Source organism: Enterococcus sp. 3H8_DIV0648, from assembly GCF_002140655.1.
GTDB classification, from domain to species: domain Bacteria; phylum Bacillota; class Bacilli; order Lactobacillales; family Enterococcaceae; genus Enterococcus_A; species Enterococcus_A hulanensis.
The window spans coordinates 2,648,152-2,668,194 of record NZ_NGLG01000001.1 but is presented as its reverse complement, the minus strand read 5'-3'; the positions used below and the strand labels follow the sequence as shown (position 1 = coordinate 2,668,194).

17 protein-coding genes are annotated in these 20,043 nt (G+C 42.1%); 6 read left to right on the top strand and 11 right to left on the bottom strand.

Annotated features, from left to right (window positions below):
- Positions 1–80 precede the first annotated feature (80 nt).
- Positions 81–686: a TetR/AcrR family transcriptional regulator gene (locus A5875_RS12265; protein WP_088933860.1), complete on the bottom strand. Its 606-nt coding sequence runs from the start codon at positions 684–686 to the stop codon at positions 81–83.
- 87 nt (positions 687–773) lie between these two features.
- On the opposite strand from A5875_RS12265, the gene A5875_RS12260 reads away from it, so the two are divergent.
- The 3 genes from A5875_RS12260 to A5875_RS12250 all read left to right on the top strand — a co-directional run bounded on the left by A5875_RS12260 (position 774) and on the right by A5875_RS12250 (position 3,109).
- A complete protein-coding gene (locus A5875_RS12260; protein ID WP_254911870.1) occupies positions 774–1,367 on the top strand; it encodes a TetR/AcrR family transcriptional regulator in 594 nt (197 codons plus the stop codon).
- Positions 1,368–1,408: 41 nt separating this feature from the next.
- The gene (locus tag A5875_RS12255; RefSeq protein ID WP_088933858.1) at positions 1,409–2,095 is read left to right on the top strand and encodes a winged helix-turn-helix domain-containing protein; all 687 of its coding nucleotides are present in this window, start codon (positions 1,409–1,411) and stop codon (positions 2,093–2,095) included.
- 162 nt (positions 2,096–2,257) lie between these two features.
- The gene (locus A5875_RS12250; RefSeq protein WP_088933857.1) at positions 2,258–3,109 is read left to right on the top strand and encodes an arginase family protein; all 852 of its coding nucleotides are present in this window, start codon (positions 2,258–2,260) and stop codon (positions 3,107–3,109) included.
- A 34-nt stretch (positions 3,110–3,143) separates the two neighbouring features.
- Here A5875_RS12250 and A5875_RS12245 read toward each other — a convergent pair whose 3' ends face one another.
- The 8 genes from A5875_RS12245 to A5875_RS12215 form a co-directional block, all read right to left on the bottom strand.
- Complete coding sequence (locus tag A5875_RS12245) at positions 3,144–4,262, bottom strand: glycosyl hydrolase family 8 (RefSeq protein WP_088933856.1); 1,119 nt, start codon at positions 4,260–4,262, stop codon at positions 3,144–3,146.
- Positions 4,263–4,274: 12 nt separating this feature from the next.
- Positions 4,275–5,588: a glycosyltransferase family 2 protein gene (locus A5875_RS12240; protein ID WP_088933855.1), complete on the bottom strand. Its 1,314-nt coding sequence runs from the start codon at positions 5,586–5,588 to the stop codon at positions 4,275–4,277.
- Positions 5,588–5,728: a hypothetical protein gene (locus A5875_RS23690; RefSeq protein ID WP_171004955.1), complete on the bottom strand. Its 141-nt coding sequence runs from the start codon at positions 5,726–5,728 to the stop codon at positions 5,588–5,590. Before A5875_RS23690 ends, A5875_RS12240 begins: the two co-directional genes overlap by 1 nt.
- 14 nt (positions 5,729–5,742) lie before the next feature.
- A complete protein-coding gene (locus A5875_RS12235) occupies positions 5,743–6,609 on the bottom strand; it encodes a GGDEF domain-containing protein (protein WP_088933854.1) in 867 nt (288 codons plus the stop codon).
- 13 nt (positions 6,610–6,622) lie between these two features.
- Positions 6,623–7,756: a non-hydrolyzing UDP-N-acetylglucosamine 2-epimerase gene (gene wecB, locus A5875_RS12230; protein ID WP_088933853.1), complete on the bottom strand. Its 1,134-nt coding sequence runs from the start codon at positions 7,754–7,756 to the stop codon at positions 6,623–6,625.
- A 311-nt stretch (positions 7,757–8,067) separates the two neighbouring features.
- The gene (locus tag A5875_RS12225) at positions 8,068–9,717 is read right to left on the bottom strand and encodes an amino acid ABC transporter ATP-binding/permease protein (RefSeq protein WP_088933852.1); all 1,650 of its coding nucleotides are present in this window, start codon (positions 9,715–9,717) and stop codon (positions 8,068–8,070) included.
- Positions 9,707–11,434 (bottom strand): ABC transporter ATP-binding protein/permease, encoded by a 1,728-nt coding sequence (locus A5875_RS12220; RefSeq protein ID WP_088933851.1) that lies wholly within the window; start codon positions 11,432–11,434, stop codon positions 9,707–9,709. The genes A5875_RS12225 and A5875_RS12220 overlap by 11 nt, the downstream gene beginning before the upstream one ends.
- Positions 11,427–11,819, bottom strand: a complete 393-nt coding sequence (locus tag A5875_RS12215; protein ID WP_088933850.1) for a YbaN family protein — start codon at positions 11,817–11,819, stop codon at positions 11,427–11,429. Before A5875_RS12215 ends, A5875_RS12220 begins: the two co-directional genes overlap by 8 nt.
- 313 nt (positions 11,820–12,132) lie before the next feature.
- On the opposite strand from A5875_RS12215, the gene A5875_RS12210 reads away from it, so the two are divergent.
- Both A5875_RS12210 and A5875_RS12205 read left to right on the top strand, forming a co-directional pair.
- Positions 12,133–13,287, top strand: a complete 1,155-nt coding sequence (locus A5875_RS12210; RefSeq protein ID WP_088933849.1) for a CapA family protein — start codon at positions 12,133–12,135, stop codon at positions 13,285–13,287.
- An 80-nt stretch (positions 13,288–13,367) separates the two neighbouring features.
- Complete coding sequence (locus tag A5875_RS12205) at positions 13,368–14,336, top strand: helix-turn-helix domain-containing protein (RefSeq protein ID WP_088933848.1); 969 nt, start codon at positions 13,368–13,370, stop codon at positions 14,334–14,336.
- A 79-nt stretch (positions 14,337–14,415) separates the two neighbouring features.
- Here A5875_RS12205 and A5875_RS12200 read toward each other — a convergent pair whose 3' ends face one another.
- The gene (locus A5875_RS12200) at positions 14,416–15,879 is read right to left on the bottom strand and encodes a serine hydrolase domain-containing protein (RefSeq protein ID WP_088933847.1); all 1,464 of its coding nucleotides are present in this window, start codon (positions 15,877–15,879) and stop codon (positions 14,416–14,418) included.
- 198 nt (positions 15,880–16,077) lie between these two features.
- A complete protein-coding gene (locus tag A5875_RS12195) occupies positions 16,078–16,920 on the bottom strand; it encodes an aldo/keto reductase (RefSeq protein ID WP_088933846.1) in 843 nt (280 codons plus the stop codon).
- 251 nt (positions 16,921–17,171) lie between these two features.
- On the opposite strand from A5875_RS12195, the gene A5875_RS12190 reads away from it, so the two are divergent.
- Entirely contained in the window at positions 17,172–20,039 is a 2,868-nt protein-coding gene (locus tag A5875_RS12190; RefSeq protein WP_088933845.1) for a LysM peptidoglycan-binding domain-containing protein, read from the top strand.
- Positions 20,040–20,043 lie beyond the last annotated feature (4 nt).

The window sequence follows — 20,043 nt, the reverse complement described above, 5'->3', positions numbered from 1 at the left end:
TGATTGGAAAGAGCAGGAAATTTGGTTTTTCGACATGAATCCCATATGATGTCGAGGTGTTATGAAAAGTACAGATAGAATCAACGGTCCAGTCCCTTTTTCTGATAAAGCTCAATAAAGATCGGTAATGAAGTATTGACTATGATCTCAGTAATTTCTTCGGGACTGTCCTCGAATCTTTTACGAATCCAAGTACCAATGATTAAATAGCTGCCTTTTGATAAATAGTCTAAATATTCATTTAAAGTCTGAGGGTCAAAATTAACTGAGAAAATCAGCGGAAGGTTGCCTTTCAGCTGTTTGTTAAAGAGACTTCGTACATATTTTAACAGGTCGATCTCACTGTTTTGCGAAGTGAGGATTTCTATTTTTTCGCGATTCTCCCCAAAAAAGCGAATCACGTTTTCAACTCTAGTGGTTAGGTTTGTACGAATAGCTTCCACACTGGGAACACCTACTTGTTCATAAAAAAGGACGTTTGATTGGAAAACGTGGGTCATTTCGGCTAAAAAATCTTCAACGATGCTGTCTAACAGATCTTCTTTGTTTTGGAATTTTTTATAAAAGGTTACACGACTAACACCGGCTTTTGCTGCAATCTCACTGATTTTGATTTTTTTAAATTCAGTTGTCTGCAGCAGTTCAAGAAAAGCTACTTCAATCAGTTTACGTTTTTCATCCAACATAGTCACACCCCCTAATGCGATTGTAACGCGATTTGACAGCGTAGCCAAACATAGAAAGGAAAAAAAGCTAATTTGAATAGAAATCTTGTGAAAAAAAGTATTTTTGACGCCTTTTTAGAGCTGTTGGCTTTGCAGAAGTATGAAGACATCACGGTTAATGAGATTGTTGAAAATGCCTATGTCAGCAGAGTGACCTTCTATAATTATTTCAAAAATAAAGATGCCCTGCTCAACGAATTACTCGATCAATTTTTAGAGTCCTTCAATGAACTTCAAAAGAGTGACCCGCGATTATTGGGAAAAATGAATATTGATCAGAAAAAAGATACATATCAGGGACTCTATCCTTATACATATAAAATTCTTGATTTCTTCTATTGTAACAAGAAATTAGTGTGGGCTTTTTACAATATGAATCATGAAAAGCTGGATTTTATGCGCATCCTGCAAAAAAACTATCATGATCATTTCATCCAAGCGCTGCCTCGGCGGTTTTATGAAAATTTAGAGGAATCAAGAATTGAATATTATTCTTTGTTTATGACTAATGGAGTGATCTCTATTATTGAAAAATGGTTTGCCTCGAACTTTGAAGAAGATATCGCAGAGGTCGTTGATAAGATTTTGGTTTTACTGATTACGAATCTAAGTGCTTTGTATTCGGAATTAGATGGAAGATAGGACAAACAACAAACAACATAGTAAAAAAGGTGGGATAAACAATGGCAAAAATATTGATAATTACGAAGAATCCATTGGCGGAACAAGACTTGCAGCTTGCACTTCAAAAGGTCAACGACGAAGTTTTTTGTACCTCCAGCTTATTAGACCAAGTTGATTTTTATCCAGAGGTTGCCGGCTATTTTTCGATCGCCATTTTAAGCGATACGATTTCTAGTTTGGAAATGTCTAAATATTTGAGTTCGTTAAAACGAAAAGGGCTGCTGCTGTTAAGAAAAGGGGCAAAAGAGCAATTAAAGGAAACGGACCTAGACTGGATGATTCCAGAAATTGATGAGTGGTTTACAGACCAGACGTCAATGGAAGAATTTATTGAGAAAATTGCTAGATTGAAGGAACAAATCGGCGAATTGAAGAGTGACGTGAGTAAAACATACAAAAAATTCATTTCCCGTTTAACAAAAAATGAGCGGAAGGTCGTTTACTATTTATACAAGGCAAATGGATCGCAATTATCCAGAGAAGAGCTTTGCGAAAAAATCTGGGGAACCGGAGTGAATACGTCAAACGTCTGCCAGCTTTCTTTCTTAGTAAGCTGTATCCGAGAAAAAATGATCAACGTCGGTTTTGACGAAAATGAGTTGAAAACGATGTGGGGACGAGGCTATCAACTGGGTGACACACTTGTGTCATTACTAAACAAGAACGAATTTTCCTTGAATTTATAGTTTGTTTTCAAATTGGATGATTAATTGGCATATTTTACAATACGGTTATTTGATTGGAAACTATGCGGCCGACTAATTGAAGCCGAGGACTCAGATTTGCATCTGCAAAGCAAATAAAGGTAAGATGAAAGCAGTAAATAAATCGATAGAGGAGAGGCAACCTTGAATACAACCCTTCGCTTAAAAGTACCTCAATGGCAAGGCGGCAATAACCCCGTCTACTCAATTGGCTCTGATCTGCTTTCGTTTCTGGTTCCTAAAAATTTGGAGCAAAAAGATCTTACCGTACCCGTTCCTCAGTATGAGCAGCCGCTGGTGAAAGAAAATGGCGTGACGGCTCAAAGTATCGTCGCTGAAATTGTGACGAATACAATGGCGCTGATCGAAGAGGAGTCGCCGGACAAGATTATTACATTAGGCGGCGACTGTTTGGTTTCTCAGGCACCGTTTGATTACTTGCATGGGAAGTATGGGGAGCGATTGGGAATTATTTGGCTTGATGCGCATCCTGATGTTTCGACGCCGGATATTTTCTTTAATGAGCATGCGATGGTCTTGGGGAATTTGTTAAATGACGGTGATCCCGTTCTTGCGGCTAAGGTGCAGCATCCTTTTGCGGCAAGTGATGTTTTATATGTTGGTCTTCAAGAGCCGACTGCTGATGAAAAGCTGATTTTGCAGCGATTGGGAATCGACTATAAAGTCCAAGCTCAGGCATGTTTAAAACCAGACGAGATCAAAGAATGGTTGGAAAAAAATCAGTTTACCAAAGTAGTCGTCCACTTTGATCTGGATGTTTTAGATCCAAATGAATTTCGTTCTATTTATTTCGCAGAGCCGGGAGTTGCGGATTATTCTGCGGCGGCGGGGAAGATGACGCTGCAGGAAGTGAAAGAAACGATGGCGGCCATCGCGGAACAAAGTGAGATTGTCGGCTTGACGATCGCCGAGCTTCTGCCTTGGGATGTTCAGAACTTGAAGAATCTTTTGAACGACTTTGATATTTTTAGATAAGCAAAAAGACAAGAAGCGCAGCCGCTTCTTGTCTTTATTTTTGATTCATTTGCATAGTCACGAGCGTTGCTAACGTATCGCCGTAATAATCATTGCCTGATAAGTCATCGCTGACTACCCAAGATTGAGAGTCTACGAGATCTCCATAGGCTTCCTTTTGTTTTGCGGCGTATAAAATCGGTGCCGAGAAGTTTTTGGAGCGGCTTGACGATAATGGTTGTCCTGAAAGGGTGTAGCCTTCGGTGATCGTCTGTTCTTTTAAAAAGAAGTTCATCATCTTGCTTAGTACCTGATTGACCTTTTTATCATTCGAGCTGGCCAGCCGCCAGGGAATCCGACAGGCATTGGCGCCATAATTACCGTCATTGGCATTAGCGATCTGATCTTTTTTCGCAGGTGTGATCGTGGCATCTTTTACCCAAGCAAAGTCTGGAATCAATCCGGTTTTGTGCTGCTTGCTCATTGTCTCCAAGGCTTTTACAGAATTTGTTTTGAGTGTCCGCCAAAAGTCATCGCCGCTGAATGCCGCGAAGGTATCGAAATAGCTGGGAATGATATCGGAAGGCCGAATCAGATTATAAAATTCAGAATCCTTTGTCGCCCAATCCCCCACAGTCAACAGCTTGTTGGTCGAATTATAGTTTCTCGTCTTAATCGCTGTGAGCAGCTTTTTCGCCGCCTGTTGATAATCTGTCGAGCGGTCTGGCCACTGCTTGCTTGCCTCGATCAAGGCATAGGCAATATCCAGATCGCCGTCTGTGGCATTGGTGGTTTCTTTTGCGACCTGTTTCTCATTTTCGAATTTTTGTCGCCAGCTCATTAACGGATTATCTTTGCTGATTTGAGAATTACTGTAATAGCGGTAAAGCTCATTGAACTCTTCCTCGGAAGCCCAGCCGCGTTTTGCCGCTTGGATGGTGATCAGCATTCCGTAACCGTGGCCTTCAGAAAGGGAGATATCATTTTTTCCCTTAGGATTTGTTTTGACGAAGGTTCCTTCATCGTTTTCTCTTACATAAGCAGAACGCCATTGTTGATAGGTTTCTTTTTCTAACTTGGTTTGATTGTCGTTTATATTAAAAACCACCGCTGCTACATAACCAAAAAAAATCAAAGCCAGCAGTGACCACATAATTGCAGGACGTTTGCGCATAAAAATTGCCTCCTAGTCGTCGAAACGTTGTGTTTTATACCATTTGCTGCTATCACGCCGAAATATTTTGTCCCCTATATAAGAAAAGAGCGAGACGATCGATATTCCGATGAACAATAAAGAATAGGTGAAGTATGATGCAATGGCATAAAAGAAATTGGCTGTGGTAGCCTGTCCAAATTGACTGGATAAGGCCAATTGAATTTGCAGCAGATAGATGGCAAACATCAATGCCCAATTTACTAATAAAAGTGCCCCAATTTGGCGATTGCTCCCACCAAACGTAAAGATCACATCAATCGAAGGAAACCAAATATGCAAGATCATGGCGATCAAATTGGCGATAAACATGATATTCGATAAAATGATCGCGCTGGTAAACCAGAAAAACGTATTGAAGTAATAAATACTCTGCAGGCGAATGCGCCAGTTTGAACCGCCGAAGATATCCTTCATATTATTGATGATGACTTCATAGTTTCCCTTGGCCCAACGTTTTCGCTGACGATAATAGACCGCGAGGGTTTCAGGCTCTTGCTGGAAGGCCTCTGCTCGAGAAGCCAGTGCGATCAGTTTGCCCAGCTTCATGATTCTAAAGCTTAGGGCGGTATCTTCAGTCAAGGCACCATTATCCCAGCCGCCTAGTTCTTTGATCAGCTGCGTTTGAATAATGAAATTGGTGCCGGGAATCTGTCCAATCTTAAACAGCTGCCACATACCGGTATGAATGATCCGCTGACTGGTTACGATCTCTAAGTTAATACAGCGGGTCAAAAAGTTGCGTTTGTAATTTCTGGTTTTGTTGCGGCCAAAGACCGCAGCATAACGCTCGGGATCTTCCAGTGCCTTTTGGACCAAAAAATACAGCGCATTTTGTTCAGGCATCGCATCGGCATCGTAGACACACAAGTATTCTCCATGGGCGATTTTTAGCGAGTCGTTCAGCACCCCAGCTTTGCCGCCGGTTCCTCTGCGATCAATCACTTTAGTCAAATAGTAGCCTTCATTTTCAGCTTGTTGGAAGATCGCGTGGACGCGTTCATAGGTATCATCGTCACAATTATCCGCAAATATGAGAATCTCCATTTTTTCCCGCGGATAGTTCATACTCAAAATGGCCTTCACCGTATCTTGGATCACGATCTCCTCATTATGTGCCGGCACCACGATCGTAATCAGCGGGTAGGAGCTGAGGGGCTCTAAACGATTTTTCGGCGGCCGTATATTTTTCAGCAGAAAATAAACAGCACCAAATAGGATAACCAAGGTAACGAGCAGCGAGAACCAGATCGAGATGATCCCGATCATTAATAATATTGCACTCATCAGTAATCGCGCCTCCTAAAGTAACGCCAGATGCGGTCCTTAATAATCAATAAGCAGAAAAATAAAACCACGGCGGCGACAAAAAATATTCCTGTGACGACCTTACTCGCTTCAAAGAAATAAATGAGCAGTTGATCCATGTCTATTTCCCTCCTTATAAAATGTATTCATCGGTCAAATCGGCTTCGGAGCGTCGTCTTACCCGACTGATCACTTGCTCTGCGGTTAATTCGGTAGACCCTTCAATCGTAATTTCGCCGAAACGGATGACGGTGTTTTGCGAACGCTCAAAATTCTTAAACGGAAAAAGCGAGAATTGTGTTTTGGTTATTTGGTTCAATTCTTGAATGAAGGTCAGACTGTCACCTGATTGATAGACAGGCGACATGACGACAAAAGTCCCATCGCCTAAATAAAACTGGTCTTCTTCCGGCAACCGAATATCACTCAGCTCTTGTGATAACGCCTGCAGCAATTGATCCGTCGCTTGGGCATTTTGATACCTCAATTGCTCAATGTAATCGACCGTGTAAAAGGATACGATAAGTCCCCGGCCAGATTTGACGTATAAATTCATGGCACATTTAAATTTCTCAAAGCGTGCTTCGAATTCTTCTTTATTGTATAATCCGGTCGTTTCGTCCAAGGTTGTCAAGTATCGGTGCATTCGTGGCTGAAAAGTGTTTAAGCGCCGATTGAACAGCACGCTATTTTTTGCAATAAGTCCCAACACAGCAAAGATTGGGATCACGATGATCAAGTAAATTTTTTCCAATCTCGGCATAATGATAGGCGTGTAATATAGAAGAAAGGTTCCCGTCGTCATCACTAGCATAGAAAAGACCGCGACCGTGATCGTATTTCCTAAAAAACCTACGAGTAATCCAAAAAAGGCTAGAAGAGAAATACTCAACACCGGCACAAAACCAAAGCGATCATCTAAAATCAAATTTTGAACGAGAAAGACGGCGGCTACCAAGATCATCATCCACTCGATTCGAATTCGTCGTATATATTTCATAGTATTGTTCTCCTTAAAGGCTGAAGTCTTTTGGGCGTTCCGCTAATTGAAAATAATGGGCGATCGCTTCTGTAATTCGTTCACTGGCTTTTCCATCACCATAGGGGTTGCTGGCTTTTGCCATTTTTTCATAAGCAGCCGAATCCTCGAATAATTCTTTGATGGTCGCGTAAACAGTCTCGGAGCCGGTTCCAACCAAGCGCAAGGTACCTGCTGCGACGCCTTCCGGCCGTTCAGTCTGATCTCGTAGAACTAATACCGGAACGCCCAAGGACGGCGCTTCCTCTTGAACTCCGCCGGAATCGGTTAAGATCAAATAGCTTTGTTTGGCATAGTTGTGAAAATCAATCACGTCTAAAGGTTCGATCAAGGAAATATTTTCTAAGCTGCCTAACGTCTCTTGGGCAACTTTTCGCACCGCTGGATTTTTGTGCATCGGAAAAATGAATTGTGTATCTGGGTAATCAATCGCCGTTTTTTTGATTGCGTTAAATACAGCCTGCATCGGTTCACCTAAATTTTCCCGCCGATGCATAGTGACCAAAACGATTCTCTTTCGATCCTTTGAAACGGCGGAGGGAATCGTATAATTTTTGTCGATGGTATTGTCCATGGCATCGATCGCTGTATTTCCTGTAACGTACAGATATTTTTCCGAATGACTTTCCTTAACTAGATTTTCTTTGCTCTTCATCGTTGGAGCAAAATAAAGATCGGTCAGATCATCTGTTAATTGTCGATTCATCTCTTCGGGAAAGGGGGAATACTTGTCCCACGTCCGTAGACCAGCTTCGACATGACCAATCGGGATCTGTTGATAAAAAGCGGCTAAAGCAGCCGAAAAAGTCGTGGTAGTATCTCCGTGAACCAATAAAATATCCGGCCGATCCTTTAACAAAATGACGGTTAATTTTTCAAGGACACGGCTAGTAATCTCGCTCAAGGTCTGACCCTGGTGCATGATATTCAAATCATAGTCGGGAACGATCGAAAAGGCCTGCAAGACTTGATCGAGCATTTCTCGATGCTGACCAGTAACCACTACCTTGCTCTCAAAGCGATCATCCGCCGCTAGTTTCTTAGCTAGTGGTGCCATCTTGATGGCTTCCGGTCGCGTTCCAAATACTAAAAATACTTTTTTTCTCATAATGAACCCCCGCAAAATTTCATTTTTTTATGAATGAATCAACTGTATTTAATAGAAAAATAAAAGACGATAATTAATTTGCAAGAAATTAATTATCACTTATTTTTAAATTATGTGCACTAGTTAGTATCTGTCTCTTATACACATCTAGATGTGTATAAGATTATTCTCATAGATTATAGAAATATAATAATTATCAAATATGAGAAAAAAACAATAAGCAGAGCAGCGGAGTTTCATCTTTAAGGAAAAGCAGCTGATACAAAAAAACCGTGGGAATCTCAACTTTATCGAGCGAGATTCTCACGGTCTTATTTGTTTTTCAGTTGTCCATTTTCTAAGTGTAATTGTTTCTCCGCAATCTTTAGGGTGCTGTCGCGATGGGAAACGAGGATCATGGTTTTATCCTGCAATTTCTCTTTAAAGGAAGCGAGGATGGCTTGTTCATTTACGTAATCAAGATTGCTGGTAGGCTCGTCCAGCAAAATCATCGGTGCATCGTAAACCAAGAGGCGAGCCAACCCGATGCGCTGACGTTCACCATCGGAGATACTGCGGGAAAGCTTGCTGAGCTGTGTCTCGTAACCTTCGGGCAATGAGAGAATCCAGTCGTGAAGTGCTGCGGCTTTAGCCGCTTCTTCGATCGCTGCTTGTGAGACGTCGGTTCGCTTTAAGGAAATATTGTTAGCAATCGTGTCTTCAAATAAAAAGGTTGATTGCTCCATGACACCCTCTAATTGATGAAGCGACTCTTCTTCTAATGAAGAAAGCGGAAGCCCATTGATCGTTAATTTCCCGCTGTCGGGGTCCCAATAACGCATCAAAAGCTTCAGCAAGGTACTTTTTCCGCTGCCGCTTTCGCCGCTGATTCCAATGCTTTGTCCCTTATTTAATTCAAACGAGATGTTTTCCAAGACAGCCTTATCAGTAGCTGGATAATGGAAAGACAGATTTTCTGCCTGAAGGTTTCCGACTGTTGCGAGTGACTCGGTGCTTTCCTCAAATTCTACGAAAGGCTCTTCGTGGACCAATTGATATAAGCGACGTCCGCTGGAGAAGGTCGTCAACAGCGCATTACCTAAATTGCCTAATGCCAAAACCGGACCAAAGGAACTCAGACTAAGAACTACGGAAATCACGATCGTGTCCAACGAAAGTCCCCGACTGCTGCCAAAATAAAAGACACAGAGGGTTGTTCCGATCACTACCAACTCGCTTAATAACTGGAGCGAATTACCTTGGAAAATCCGGCGTCGATTCTCGTGATTCAAGATGTTGCTGTCGGCCTTCAATTTCTCCAAGCGCGTCTTTTCCAAATGAAATTGAGCAATGTCTTTTAGACTATTGGCGTTTTCCATGATGGTTTGATTGACCTGCACAAAGGCTTTTTTGTAGTCGTCGCCGATTTGTAAATTTTTGCGGTAACTAATGAAGGGAATGATTCCTCCAATCAAAAGCTGTCCAGCGAGCAATACCAAGGCTAATCCTAGATTATAACGTACCAGAAAAATAAAAGTCACAAGCGTTGTGCCTAAAGCGATAAAAACAGGGGAGATCGTGTGAGCGAAAAAGACCTCCAACGCCTCCACATCGGTTGAGATCGATGTGATTAGTTCGCCACTGTTTTTGCCGGTCAAACGAGCCGGGCCGATTTTTCTTAAAGCCGCGAAGATTTCCTCGCGAATGTGCGCCAATAAAGAAAAAGCGATGTCGTGGTTTTGATATTGCTCCAAATAGCGGGCAACACCGCGTAAAATTCCGCAGCCAATCAATACTGCTAGAATCACCGAAAGATTCACCGCATCACCAGCGATCAAACGAAGCAAGGTAAGGGTGCTGATCACAGGAATTGCTACGACCGCTAGATTGCTGATGATCCCCAACAGGATCGCCAGCGACATTTTTCCTTTAAAGGGTTTGGTAAAAGAAAGCAGCCAGAAAATCAACGTACTATCCTTCATGAGCGCTCGCTCCTCTCATTTGCCGATTTTCTTCTGTAAAGTAGGCGTTGAAATAATCCGAAGTTTGTTTCAATTCTTGCGGCGTCCCTGCTTCAACGATCCTTCCATCCTTAAAGACATAAATCTGATCGGCAGCCAGCACATTGTATAAACGATGGGAAACGAAAATTACGATCGCCTGCTTTGCTAATGCTTTGAGTGTTTCCAAAATAATTTCTTCACTTTCGATATCGACGCCTGAAGTGATCTCGTCGAAAATATATAGTTCTGCAGAGGCCGCCAGAGCACGAGCTAGGATCAGTCGTTGCCGCTGTCCGCCAGAAAGATTTTTGCCGTTTTCTTCTAAGACGGTGTCTAGCTGTTCGGGTAATTGGCGCACGAAAGCAGATAATTTTACTTGGTCTAATAAGTGCCATAGTTCATCATCAGTTAATTGCGGATTTGCCAGCAGCAGGTTGTCGCGAATACTTTCAGCGTAAAGAAAATCCTTCGTATTCACTAAGATTCCTTTGTCTAATACTACCGAGCTGTTTAATTCCCTTAACTCGGTTTGATTCCACTGAATCTTCCCTTGATAATCGTCCAATTGATTTAACAATAGCTGAGCGAAGGTACTTTTGCCTGAGCCGGATTTGCCGACAAAAGCGGTGAAGCTGCCTTTTTTCAGGTTTAGCGAAATAGCTTGAAGCGCTGGGGCTTGCTGATTTTCATAAGTGAAATCCAGCTTGTCTACAGTAATCGAGTTGAGTGATTCCTGCCAATCCTTGATGGAGCCCTCTGATTTTTCCGGTAATGCCAGATAATCAAAAATCTTGCCGCAGGAGCTGATCCCATTCATCGCTACATGGAAAAGCGATCCCAGCTGACGCATCGGTAAGAAAAACTCCGCGCCCACCAAGATAAAAATCAGTACCCCATAAACCGTTAATTGCTGTTGCTGAAAAGCAATCAGTGCCAAACCGATCCCTAATGCCGCGCCGCTATAAGAAAAAATATCCATGATCGTAATCGAGTTCAGCTGCATCGACAGCAGGCTCATGGTCGCTTTGCGGAATTTTTGGGCATCAGCCGCCAATTCTTGCTGCTTGGCTTCGTCTTGATCGTAAGCCTTTAAGACACTTAAAGCACTGAGGCTTTCGTGAAAGCGAGTCCCGAGACTCGTGTATTGATCCCAATACTTGCTTAAAATCCGCTTAGCGATCTTCATCACCAGCATAATCGTAACAGGAATGAAGGGCACACAAAGCAACATGGCTACGGCTGGCAGCCACGCAAGAGAAACTAGGTAAGCAAATAAAATCAAAGCAGCCAGCAGACAATAAAAAAGCTGCGGCAAAAAATGCGCGTAATACATTTCCAGCTGTTCGATCCCATCACCAGAAAGCTGAGCCAAGGTCGTCGCTGGTAATTGGCGGGAGGTATTTCCTAAACGAAAGGCTTTTTCCATCACCTTTGTTCGCAACGCGACTCGTAAATCTGCCGAGGCTTGATCCGTCAGATTTGCCGATAAACGAATGAGGACCAATTTTCCGATAAGCGCCAACAGGATCACACCGAAAAAGTTCAGCTCAAGTTGACTTCCTTGAAGCGTTTCACTCAATTGAAGAGCTAATGTCCGCCAAATATACAAGGACAAACCAAGGCTAATACAGCGGATCGCTACTTGCAGGATCAGAGTCTTCTTTTTAGCAATCGCAAATAAGCGCCGATCAATCATTTGGTTCGCCCGCCTTCACAGACGCTTTTTTTCCGCGCAGATACCACGTCAAACCGATCACATGCGCAATGTATACGACCACCAGACAAATCCGCATCGGCGTATTATCCACCAAAAGTCCGGGAATCAAAAAGACTACGAGAATCATCAAAAACATCCGCACCATCCCCGCGTTGGTAATTTTCTTTTTGACGATCGGTTCCTCCACGGCTCGCTTATAGAAGGAAGACTGGATGAATTTATTGTAATATTTATCAGAACTCCGCAGCCAAAAGAAGGCTGTCAGTAAATAAAATACCGTTGTCGGTAAAAAGGGAAGAAAGATTCCCAGCGTTCCTAGTGCAAAGGTGACTGCACCAAGAGAAAAATATAAGATTTTTTTCACAAGTGTGACCTCCATTAATGAAATAAAAGAAAGAGCTTACCAGCCTATCTTATGCTAAATGAAAATGATTATCAATCTCTTTGGCGATTTCTTTTAGCCTAAAAAAGGAAAATCGCTGATTCTTTTGAGTAACAGGCAATCAATCGCAGAATGATCTGCGACTATTTATAAAATAATAAATTTATTAAAAAAAGGAATTAAAATAACTATTCCTATCTCCGGTTAATTAACGTAAGATATTTTGTATAGAAGAAATTTGTAACGATGTAAAGGCCACTCGTTTGTTGCGAAGATAGCGAAAAGGGGTTAGATTGTGAAGAATTTTTTTAAAGTAGGAATGATCATGCTTTTGTTACTCAGCGGGTGCAGCAGTAATGAGCCGGAAAAAGATACGAAAGAATCTGCTTCAAAGTCATCAGAAGCGAAAAGTACGTCACCAGTGAAGCTGAATTTTTCAGCAGTTGGAGATAATTTGATCCATGATTTTATTTACGATCATTTGAGACAGCCGGATGGGACGTATCGATTTGATGAGATGTATGAACCAACGCAATACTTAAATAAAGATCGGAATCTTTCCTATATTAATCTGGAAACAATCTGCGGGGGAGAGGAATTAGGCCTATCGGGTTATCCCACCTTCAATGGCCCGACTCAAGTATTAGATTCCTTGCATAATGCGGGCTACAATTGGCTGTCCGCGGCTAGTAATCATACTATGGATAAAGGAGAAGAAGGGATCGTTAAACAGCTGGAGTATTTGGAGAAGTATCCTGATATTACGGTAACTGGTTCGCAAAAGTCACCAGAAGCCAAGCGTCTCCATGTCAAAAATATCAAAGGAGTCAAGGTCGGCTTGATGTCCTATACCTTCGGCTTGAACGGGATTCCGCTGCCTGAAGGCAAAGATTATTTGGTCAACCTGATCGATGAAGAACAGATAAAACAAGATATGCAGGAATTAAACAAGCAGAGCGATGTTCAAATCGTCAGTATGCATTGGGGCGAAGAATATCAATTTGTCCCGAATGAAAATCAGACACAGCTGGCCCAGCTTTTGAGTGATGCTGGAGTGGATGTAATCGTCGGCGGGCATCCCCATGTCATCCAACCAATGGATTATCTGACAGGCAAGTCCGGCAATCAAACACTCGTGATGTATTCTTTGGGGAACTTTATTTCCTCACAGGCAGAAAATGATCGGATGTTAGGCGGTATGGGACGCTGGACGATCGATTATGATAAAGAAAAGAAAGCTGTCAAATTTGAACAGGTCGAGTTTTGGCCGACGATCACGTATATTGGCGATAATTATCAAACATATAAAACGTACGCATTGAAGGATTATACGGACGAACTGGCGAATCAGCATATGATCCATGTCAATCAAGGGCAGGATTTGTCCCGCGGCTATTTTATCGAACGGACGAAACAGATTATGAACGACAAAGTAAAAATCGTTTATTAAAAAGATGACAAGTCAAATCAAGCGCCAGACCTCTTTGCTTCCTATAATAAATTCAGGGTAGTCGAAACGGGGTGAAAACTATGTATGATTGGCAAAAACAGATTCAACAGATTGTCGATGAGATCGATCGCTGTATCAAAAATTATAATGATGAGGCGCTGACCTTGCGCCGGCTTTCTCGCAAGCTGGGCTATTCCGAATTTTATATGACGCGAAAATTCAAAGAGATCTCTGGCATGCCCTTTCGTGATTATTTGCGTCAGCGAAAATTAGCCTTTGCTTTAAAGGAAGTCCGCGACAACGAGAAAAGCTTTTTAGATATTGCTTTTGATTACGGCTTTTCCTCACATGAAGCCTTTACTCGCGCATTCAAGAAAATGTACGGAATTGCGCCCAGCGAATATCGCAAGCAGCCGAAGCCAGTCGTACTTCGCACAAAAATCACCTCTTTTGACCGCTACTTTTTAGGATTAGGAGAGATTGGTATGGTGAAATCAACGAAAGAGATCAAAACTTATTTTGTTACGATTCCGGCCCACAAGTTTTTACACATCAAAAATAATGAGAGTAACGGCTATTGGGATTTTTGGCAGAAGCAAAGTCAAATTCCGGGACAGGATTGCGATACGATCAGCGGTTTATTGGATAGTATCAAGGGGAAACTAGATGATGAGGGCGGCAGTCAAAACGATAGCAGCAGCGGACAAGCGATGGCTTACATCAGTGATCCGGCAGGACGGCTTTGTGATTGGGGCTTTTTGCGGTCGGAATGCTACGGTGTCCGCTTGCCAGCAGATTATCAAGGCGAAGTGCCGGAGCAAATGCTGATGATGGATGTTCCGGAAGCTGAGTACCTTGTCTTTGAACACGGGCCTTTTGATTATGAGCAGGAGAATCGCAGTGTTGAAGAAAAAGTAGAGCAAGCGATGGCAAACTTTGACTTTTCCGATACAGAGTATACTTACGATACTACGCCCGGTCGGGTCATTTACTTTTATCACGATCCCGAACGCTTTTGGAAGTATGTGCGGCCGGTAATTAAAAACTAACGAAAAACAGCGAGGGGACGATTATCACCTCGCTGTTTTTTTTGCTGTCTGTGGAGTTTTTTTAGTCTATTTGAAAAGCTTATTCATTTTTCGGATAGAGACTGGCGACATATGCTGTTGCAAGAATCATTAGAGACAGCAGGGTGAATGATCCGGCACCGATGTAGATGCTGAAAGGAGCCCATACACTTAGTGCGATCCAATCGCTGCTAAAGATAGCTGGAAATACGAAAAGGAAAATAATCGCTAAAATCAGTAAAAGCACTGGGAGGATTAACCAGCTAACAAGTCGTTTTTTGCTTACTTTTTTCATTCGATCTCCGGTACGATATTGTTTTTTGATTCGGAAAAATAGGAATATCGTTAAAAGCAGCAATGGAATGCAGCTAAATGTCATGATAGAAAAAATGGTATCGATCGTCACCCAGATATCCGGCTTGTAGGACAAGACAGGCTCGCCTTCCATGATATGGATGATATTTTCGGCCATCAGATTCGTATTTGCCGATGCATTAATGTTTGTTAAAACACAGGTACCTATGCCGTTTTTCGGTTGTATAGCAAAATTTGTGGAGTAATTTGGTGTTCCGCCAGAATGATAAATCATCCCATCGTTGTCAACAAACCATCCGGCGGCGTAACGCGTGTCTTCATCAATCCGCTGCGTGGAATCTGGTTGGTGTGATTTCTCTATGAGATGTTTCATTTGCGGAGATACGTCTATGATACCTAATTGGATTTGCAGCCAGCGACTGATATCCTTTGCGTTAGAAATAATGAAGCCTGCCGGAATTGACGCTGGCTTGATCGCTGCTTCATAGGGGTGCGTTCGGAAAAAAGATAACCGGCTGCCTTGGATAATTTCACCATTTTTTTCTGCTAACAGAGGATCAGCATAAGTGTTATGCAATCCTAATGGTTTAAAAATTACGTCATTCGTAAAATCTGCGTAGCTTTTTCCAGTTACTGTTTCAATGATCAATCCCAATAAGTTGTAATTAATATTGGCATAGGCGTATTTTTCAGAAGGACGAGAGGCCAATTCCGCTCCTGATAATGCATGTCCATATTCTTCAAGAGTCATTTTTTCTTCAGGTGCTGGAAATTTATTTTCCTGATTGGTAAATCCACTAGTTTGATAGACCAAGTTAGCAATCGAAAGATTTTCATCCGGAATAGTTTTACCATTGTACTTTACGTGAAACCAAGGCAGATATTTTGCTACAGGATCATCAAGTTTAAGCGAGCCCTCGTCTTCTAACCATAAAATACCCAAAGCAGTGAACGCTTTTGATGTTGACCCGATGTGATAGAGTGTATTTTTATCTACAGACTGCTTTCCGCGAGCGATAAAAGTTACCTTGTCATTGCGTATCATACTGGCAGATACACTAGGTATTTTTGCCTTGTCAATATTCTCTTGGATCATGTTAGAAATTTCATCGTGTTCTGTTGCCGCAGACGCTGGCGATGTGAAAGTCAGCGTAGAAAAGAAAAGCGTCAGTATTGTGATAAACCCCATTAATGCTTGTTGCTTTTTCATGTTGCCTCCTAAAATAATCTTTTTTGTTGTAATCGTTAACATTATTTATTATATGATTAGATAAGTCGAAAGGCATCAGTCGCAAGTTGTATGATAGAAAGCTTTTCTGTTTCAAGCGTAGCAAAAGCGAGAGGCGTTTTGCTTCAGCACAAAAAAACGCAGCCTCGTACAAGGGGCTGCGCTTCAATAGATAACTAATTATTTTCTGCTCAATGTTCCTTTTAAGAACTCTTCATCGTTAGGATCGCCAGAACCGCGTTGGTTCTTGTCGATAGAAGCGATCAGTTTCATTTCTTCATCGGTTAACGTGAAGTCAAAAACATCGATGTTTTGTGCGATTCGTTCTGCGTGAACCGATTTTGGAATCACGATGATATCACGCTGCAAATGCCAACGCAGGATGACTTGAGCGATACTCTTATCATGAGCTTCGGCGATCTTCGCTAAAGTTGGGTCTTCCATCACATTTCCTTTACCTTGTCCAAGCGGACCCCAGGCTTCGTGAGCAATATCCAAGCTCTTCAAGTATTCATGAAGTTCTTTTTGTTGGAAGTAAGGATGTGTTTCGATCTGGTCAACAGTCGGTTTGATTTTTGCGGTGGTCAATAATTTTTCCATATGAGGTTTTTCAAAGTTTGAAACCCCGATAGATTTGATCAAGCCGTCGTTATACAAACTTTCCATTGCACGCCATTTTTCATTATAGCCTTCGCTAGGCCAGTGAATCAAGTATAGGTCTAAGTAATCAGTTTGCAGCAGCTTCAATGATTCGTGGAAAGCCGCGATTGTTTCATCATAGGTCGTATTGCTGTTCCATACTTTTGAAGTAATGAATAGGTCTTCACGTTTAACGTCGCTTTCGGCAAGAGCTTCACCAAGCCAAGCTTCATTTTTATAAATCGTTGCAGTGTCAAAGTGACGATAGCCGCTTTTCAAGGCAGCCGCTACTGCGCTTTTTAGATCATCTGGATCTTGCACCTTAAAAACGCCCAGCCCTAATTGAGGGATCATCTGACCATTGTTTAGTTTCAACTGTTCCATTAAGAAATACCTCCTAATATAGTAGTTACATGTATTAGTATAACGCGGGTTACTGAATAACGTAACAATTTTGTTTGGGCGAGTATAGATGCCTACCTAAATTCAGCACTGTTCATTTTTAGCGATAATTCAAAAAGTGAATTTTTTAATTTTTTTTAGAAATATCTATTTCACCCGCAGCTATAGAATTGAAAAATAACGAAAGATATAATAAATGTGGGTAAATTATCAAAAAAGAATGGAGCAGTGCGATGGAAAAAATAAGAGTAAATCATTTACGTGACCATGTAGAGCAGAAGTATCGCGCAAAGTTGTACAGAGTGTGGAGGACCGGTGTGCTGCTAACTATCCTGCTGTTAGGCTGCATACTCATCTCCAACCCTGAAAAAACACAGGCGAGTGTTTGGCAAGCCAATTCGGTAGAGACAATCAAAGCAAAGTTGAAAGAGAGGCAAAATTCTTATATCTTTGAAGCCGGGGATACGTTTTACAATATCGGCTTAGCAGTAAATGTAAAATGGCAGACCTTGATGGAGCTGAATGGATTTGAAGAAGGCAGTCAGTATACGATCCCTGTTGGAACGACGATCAAATTCGACGGCACTAAGCTTACTGTAATAGATGAAAATGGAAGCGTTATCGGTGAGAGGGAACTTACTGAGAGAGATAAGCTTGATCCAGCGAAACCTTTTGCCAACCGAACCTTGAATCCAACTCAGTCAGAGAAACCACAAAAACCGCAAACAAATACAGCAGATAAGAAAACATCTAACGCGGGCAATTCTGGACAAGTGGCTGCAGCTAATGAGCCTACTAACCAAACGGTAAAACCAATCGATAAAGCACAGGCCGAAAAAGAAAAACAGGCGGCAGAAGCAGAAAGACAACAGGCGGCTAAGGAAAAACAAGCGGCTGAAAAAGAACGACAGGAAGCTGAACGGCTAAAACAAGCAGCGGAGCAAAGATTAACGGAGGCGTTAAATAAAGAAAACGACAAAGCCTATCGCGAGCTCGAAGCAAAACAAGCAGCGGCAGCAGTTAAGGTGGCAGAGGCACAAGCCAATTATGATGGCCTCACCACACAATTAATAGGAGTCGAGCAAAAAGTCACTGAAGCTCAAGCTGCTCAACAAGCCGCTCAAACCGCTTTATCGACTGCTCAAACGACCATTAATGCAGCGAGTCTCAATCAAGCAAATGCTCAACAACGTGTGAATGATGTCAGTGCACAGATTTCTGCTTTGCAAGGCCAAGCGGGAGATGACACGAATATCCAAGCGCAGTTGGAGCAATTGACTCAACAACTTGCCGCGGCACAAGGCGAGTTAACTACGTACGGGGCACAGTTAGCTGCGGCTCAACAAGCTGTTGATAATGCGCAAGCTACGTATAATACAGCGGAGGCAACATTTAATTCTGCTGTTGCTGAAAAAGCATCGATTGAAACAGCTATTGTCCAAGCGCAAAATACACTAGCTGCCGCCCAGCAGGTGTTGGAGGATTTTCCGAACCCATCGACCGCCGCAATTAGTGAAGAAGCCAAAAAAATTCAAGCAGAGTTAGCACAGTATGATAGTCGTATCACTGCTTTAGACCAACAGATCAATAATTTATCGAATAAAATCCAAACCCTTAACGACCGCATCGCTCTCTTGGATCAGATTATCGAAGGAGTAATCACTGAGGCGAATACTGTTGAAACAAAAGGGCAAGAGGCTGGCGACTCAGCGGCCGATACCGAAAATCATATTGGTAAAGCAAGTGATACGGCAGAAGAAGTCGAGAATAATTTGCCGCATATTCCTGTCAACGTGGACAAATTTGTAACGATTATGGTAGACGAGGAAGGAAACACAATAACTGACACTGCTGGATATGTGAAGGTCACTGAATCTCAACCAGTGAAGTCTGTTGAGACGCTAGCTAATGGCGACACGGTCACTACGTACACGACCACGGAGACATATCACAAGATAGTAAATACAGAAAAAGAAGTAATCATTAACGTAGATGAAGCGGGCAATGTTCTGAACAATTTAGCAGGCTATTTCAAAATCAAAGAATCCGAGCCAGTGAAAAGTGTAGAAGAATTAGCCAATGGCGACACGGTCACTACGTACACGATCACAGTGACATACCACAAAATAGTAAACACAGAAAAAGAAGTGATTATAAACGTAGACGAAGCCGGTAATGTTCTAGGTAATTTAGCAGGCTATTTCAAAATCAAGGAATCAGAGCCGGTGAAAAGTGTAGAGGAATTGTCCAATGGGGACACAGTCACCACCTATACGACCACCGTGATCTACCACAAAATCCAAAATATCAATAAGTACGTAACAAAAAATGTCGATGAAACAGGGAAAGAGCTAAGTGATCTGACAGGTTACGAAAAGGTTTCCGAATCCCAACCTGTCAAAACGATAGAAGAATTAGCTAATGGTGATACGGTCACTACCTATACGACCACTATCACATACAAGAAAATTACAGATCCAATCATTGAAGCTATTAAATCAGCGAATGATGCTGAAATTCAAGCAATCCAAGACCACGTAGCAAATAGTGATACTAAAGTCACGGTTGAACAAGCGGATAAATTGGTGAATGTCGAATTTTCAAAAGAAGTAGCGAAGCATTTTGAAAAGCTGGTTCAGGAGGAACAAGAAAAGTACGGTGAAACGAAGGTAAGCAACACGAAGGATGAGGCAGCATATCGGGAAGTCGCCGAGCGAGCAGTTGAAGTCATGTATAATTTTTCTCATAATCGTCCGACAAATAACGTCAGCGATGGGACCTATGTGATTGCTCGTGAAAAAGGGTCAGAAAAAATGGGCTTTTGGACTGAAAATATTTCCCAGACCTACGTTAGAAAATCGGATGTGAAGGGAGATTCGAGTATTCTTGCTCAATTGATTGCTCAGCAGATGTTCGAGCAATATATTGAAAATGAACGGGAGGCCGGAAGACTCGGTGATTACACAAACGGCGGACACTATATCAATATCATCCAATCAGGTTTTTCAGATATGGCACTTGCCGTATTTATCATTGATGCCGACGATTACTATAAAGTCGCTACTACAGTGTGTACAGGACCTGTTTCAATCGTAAAATAATTAA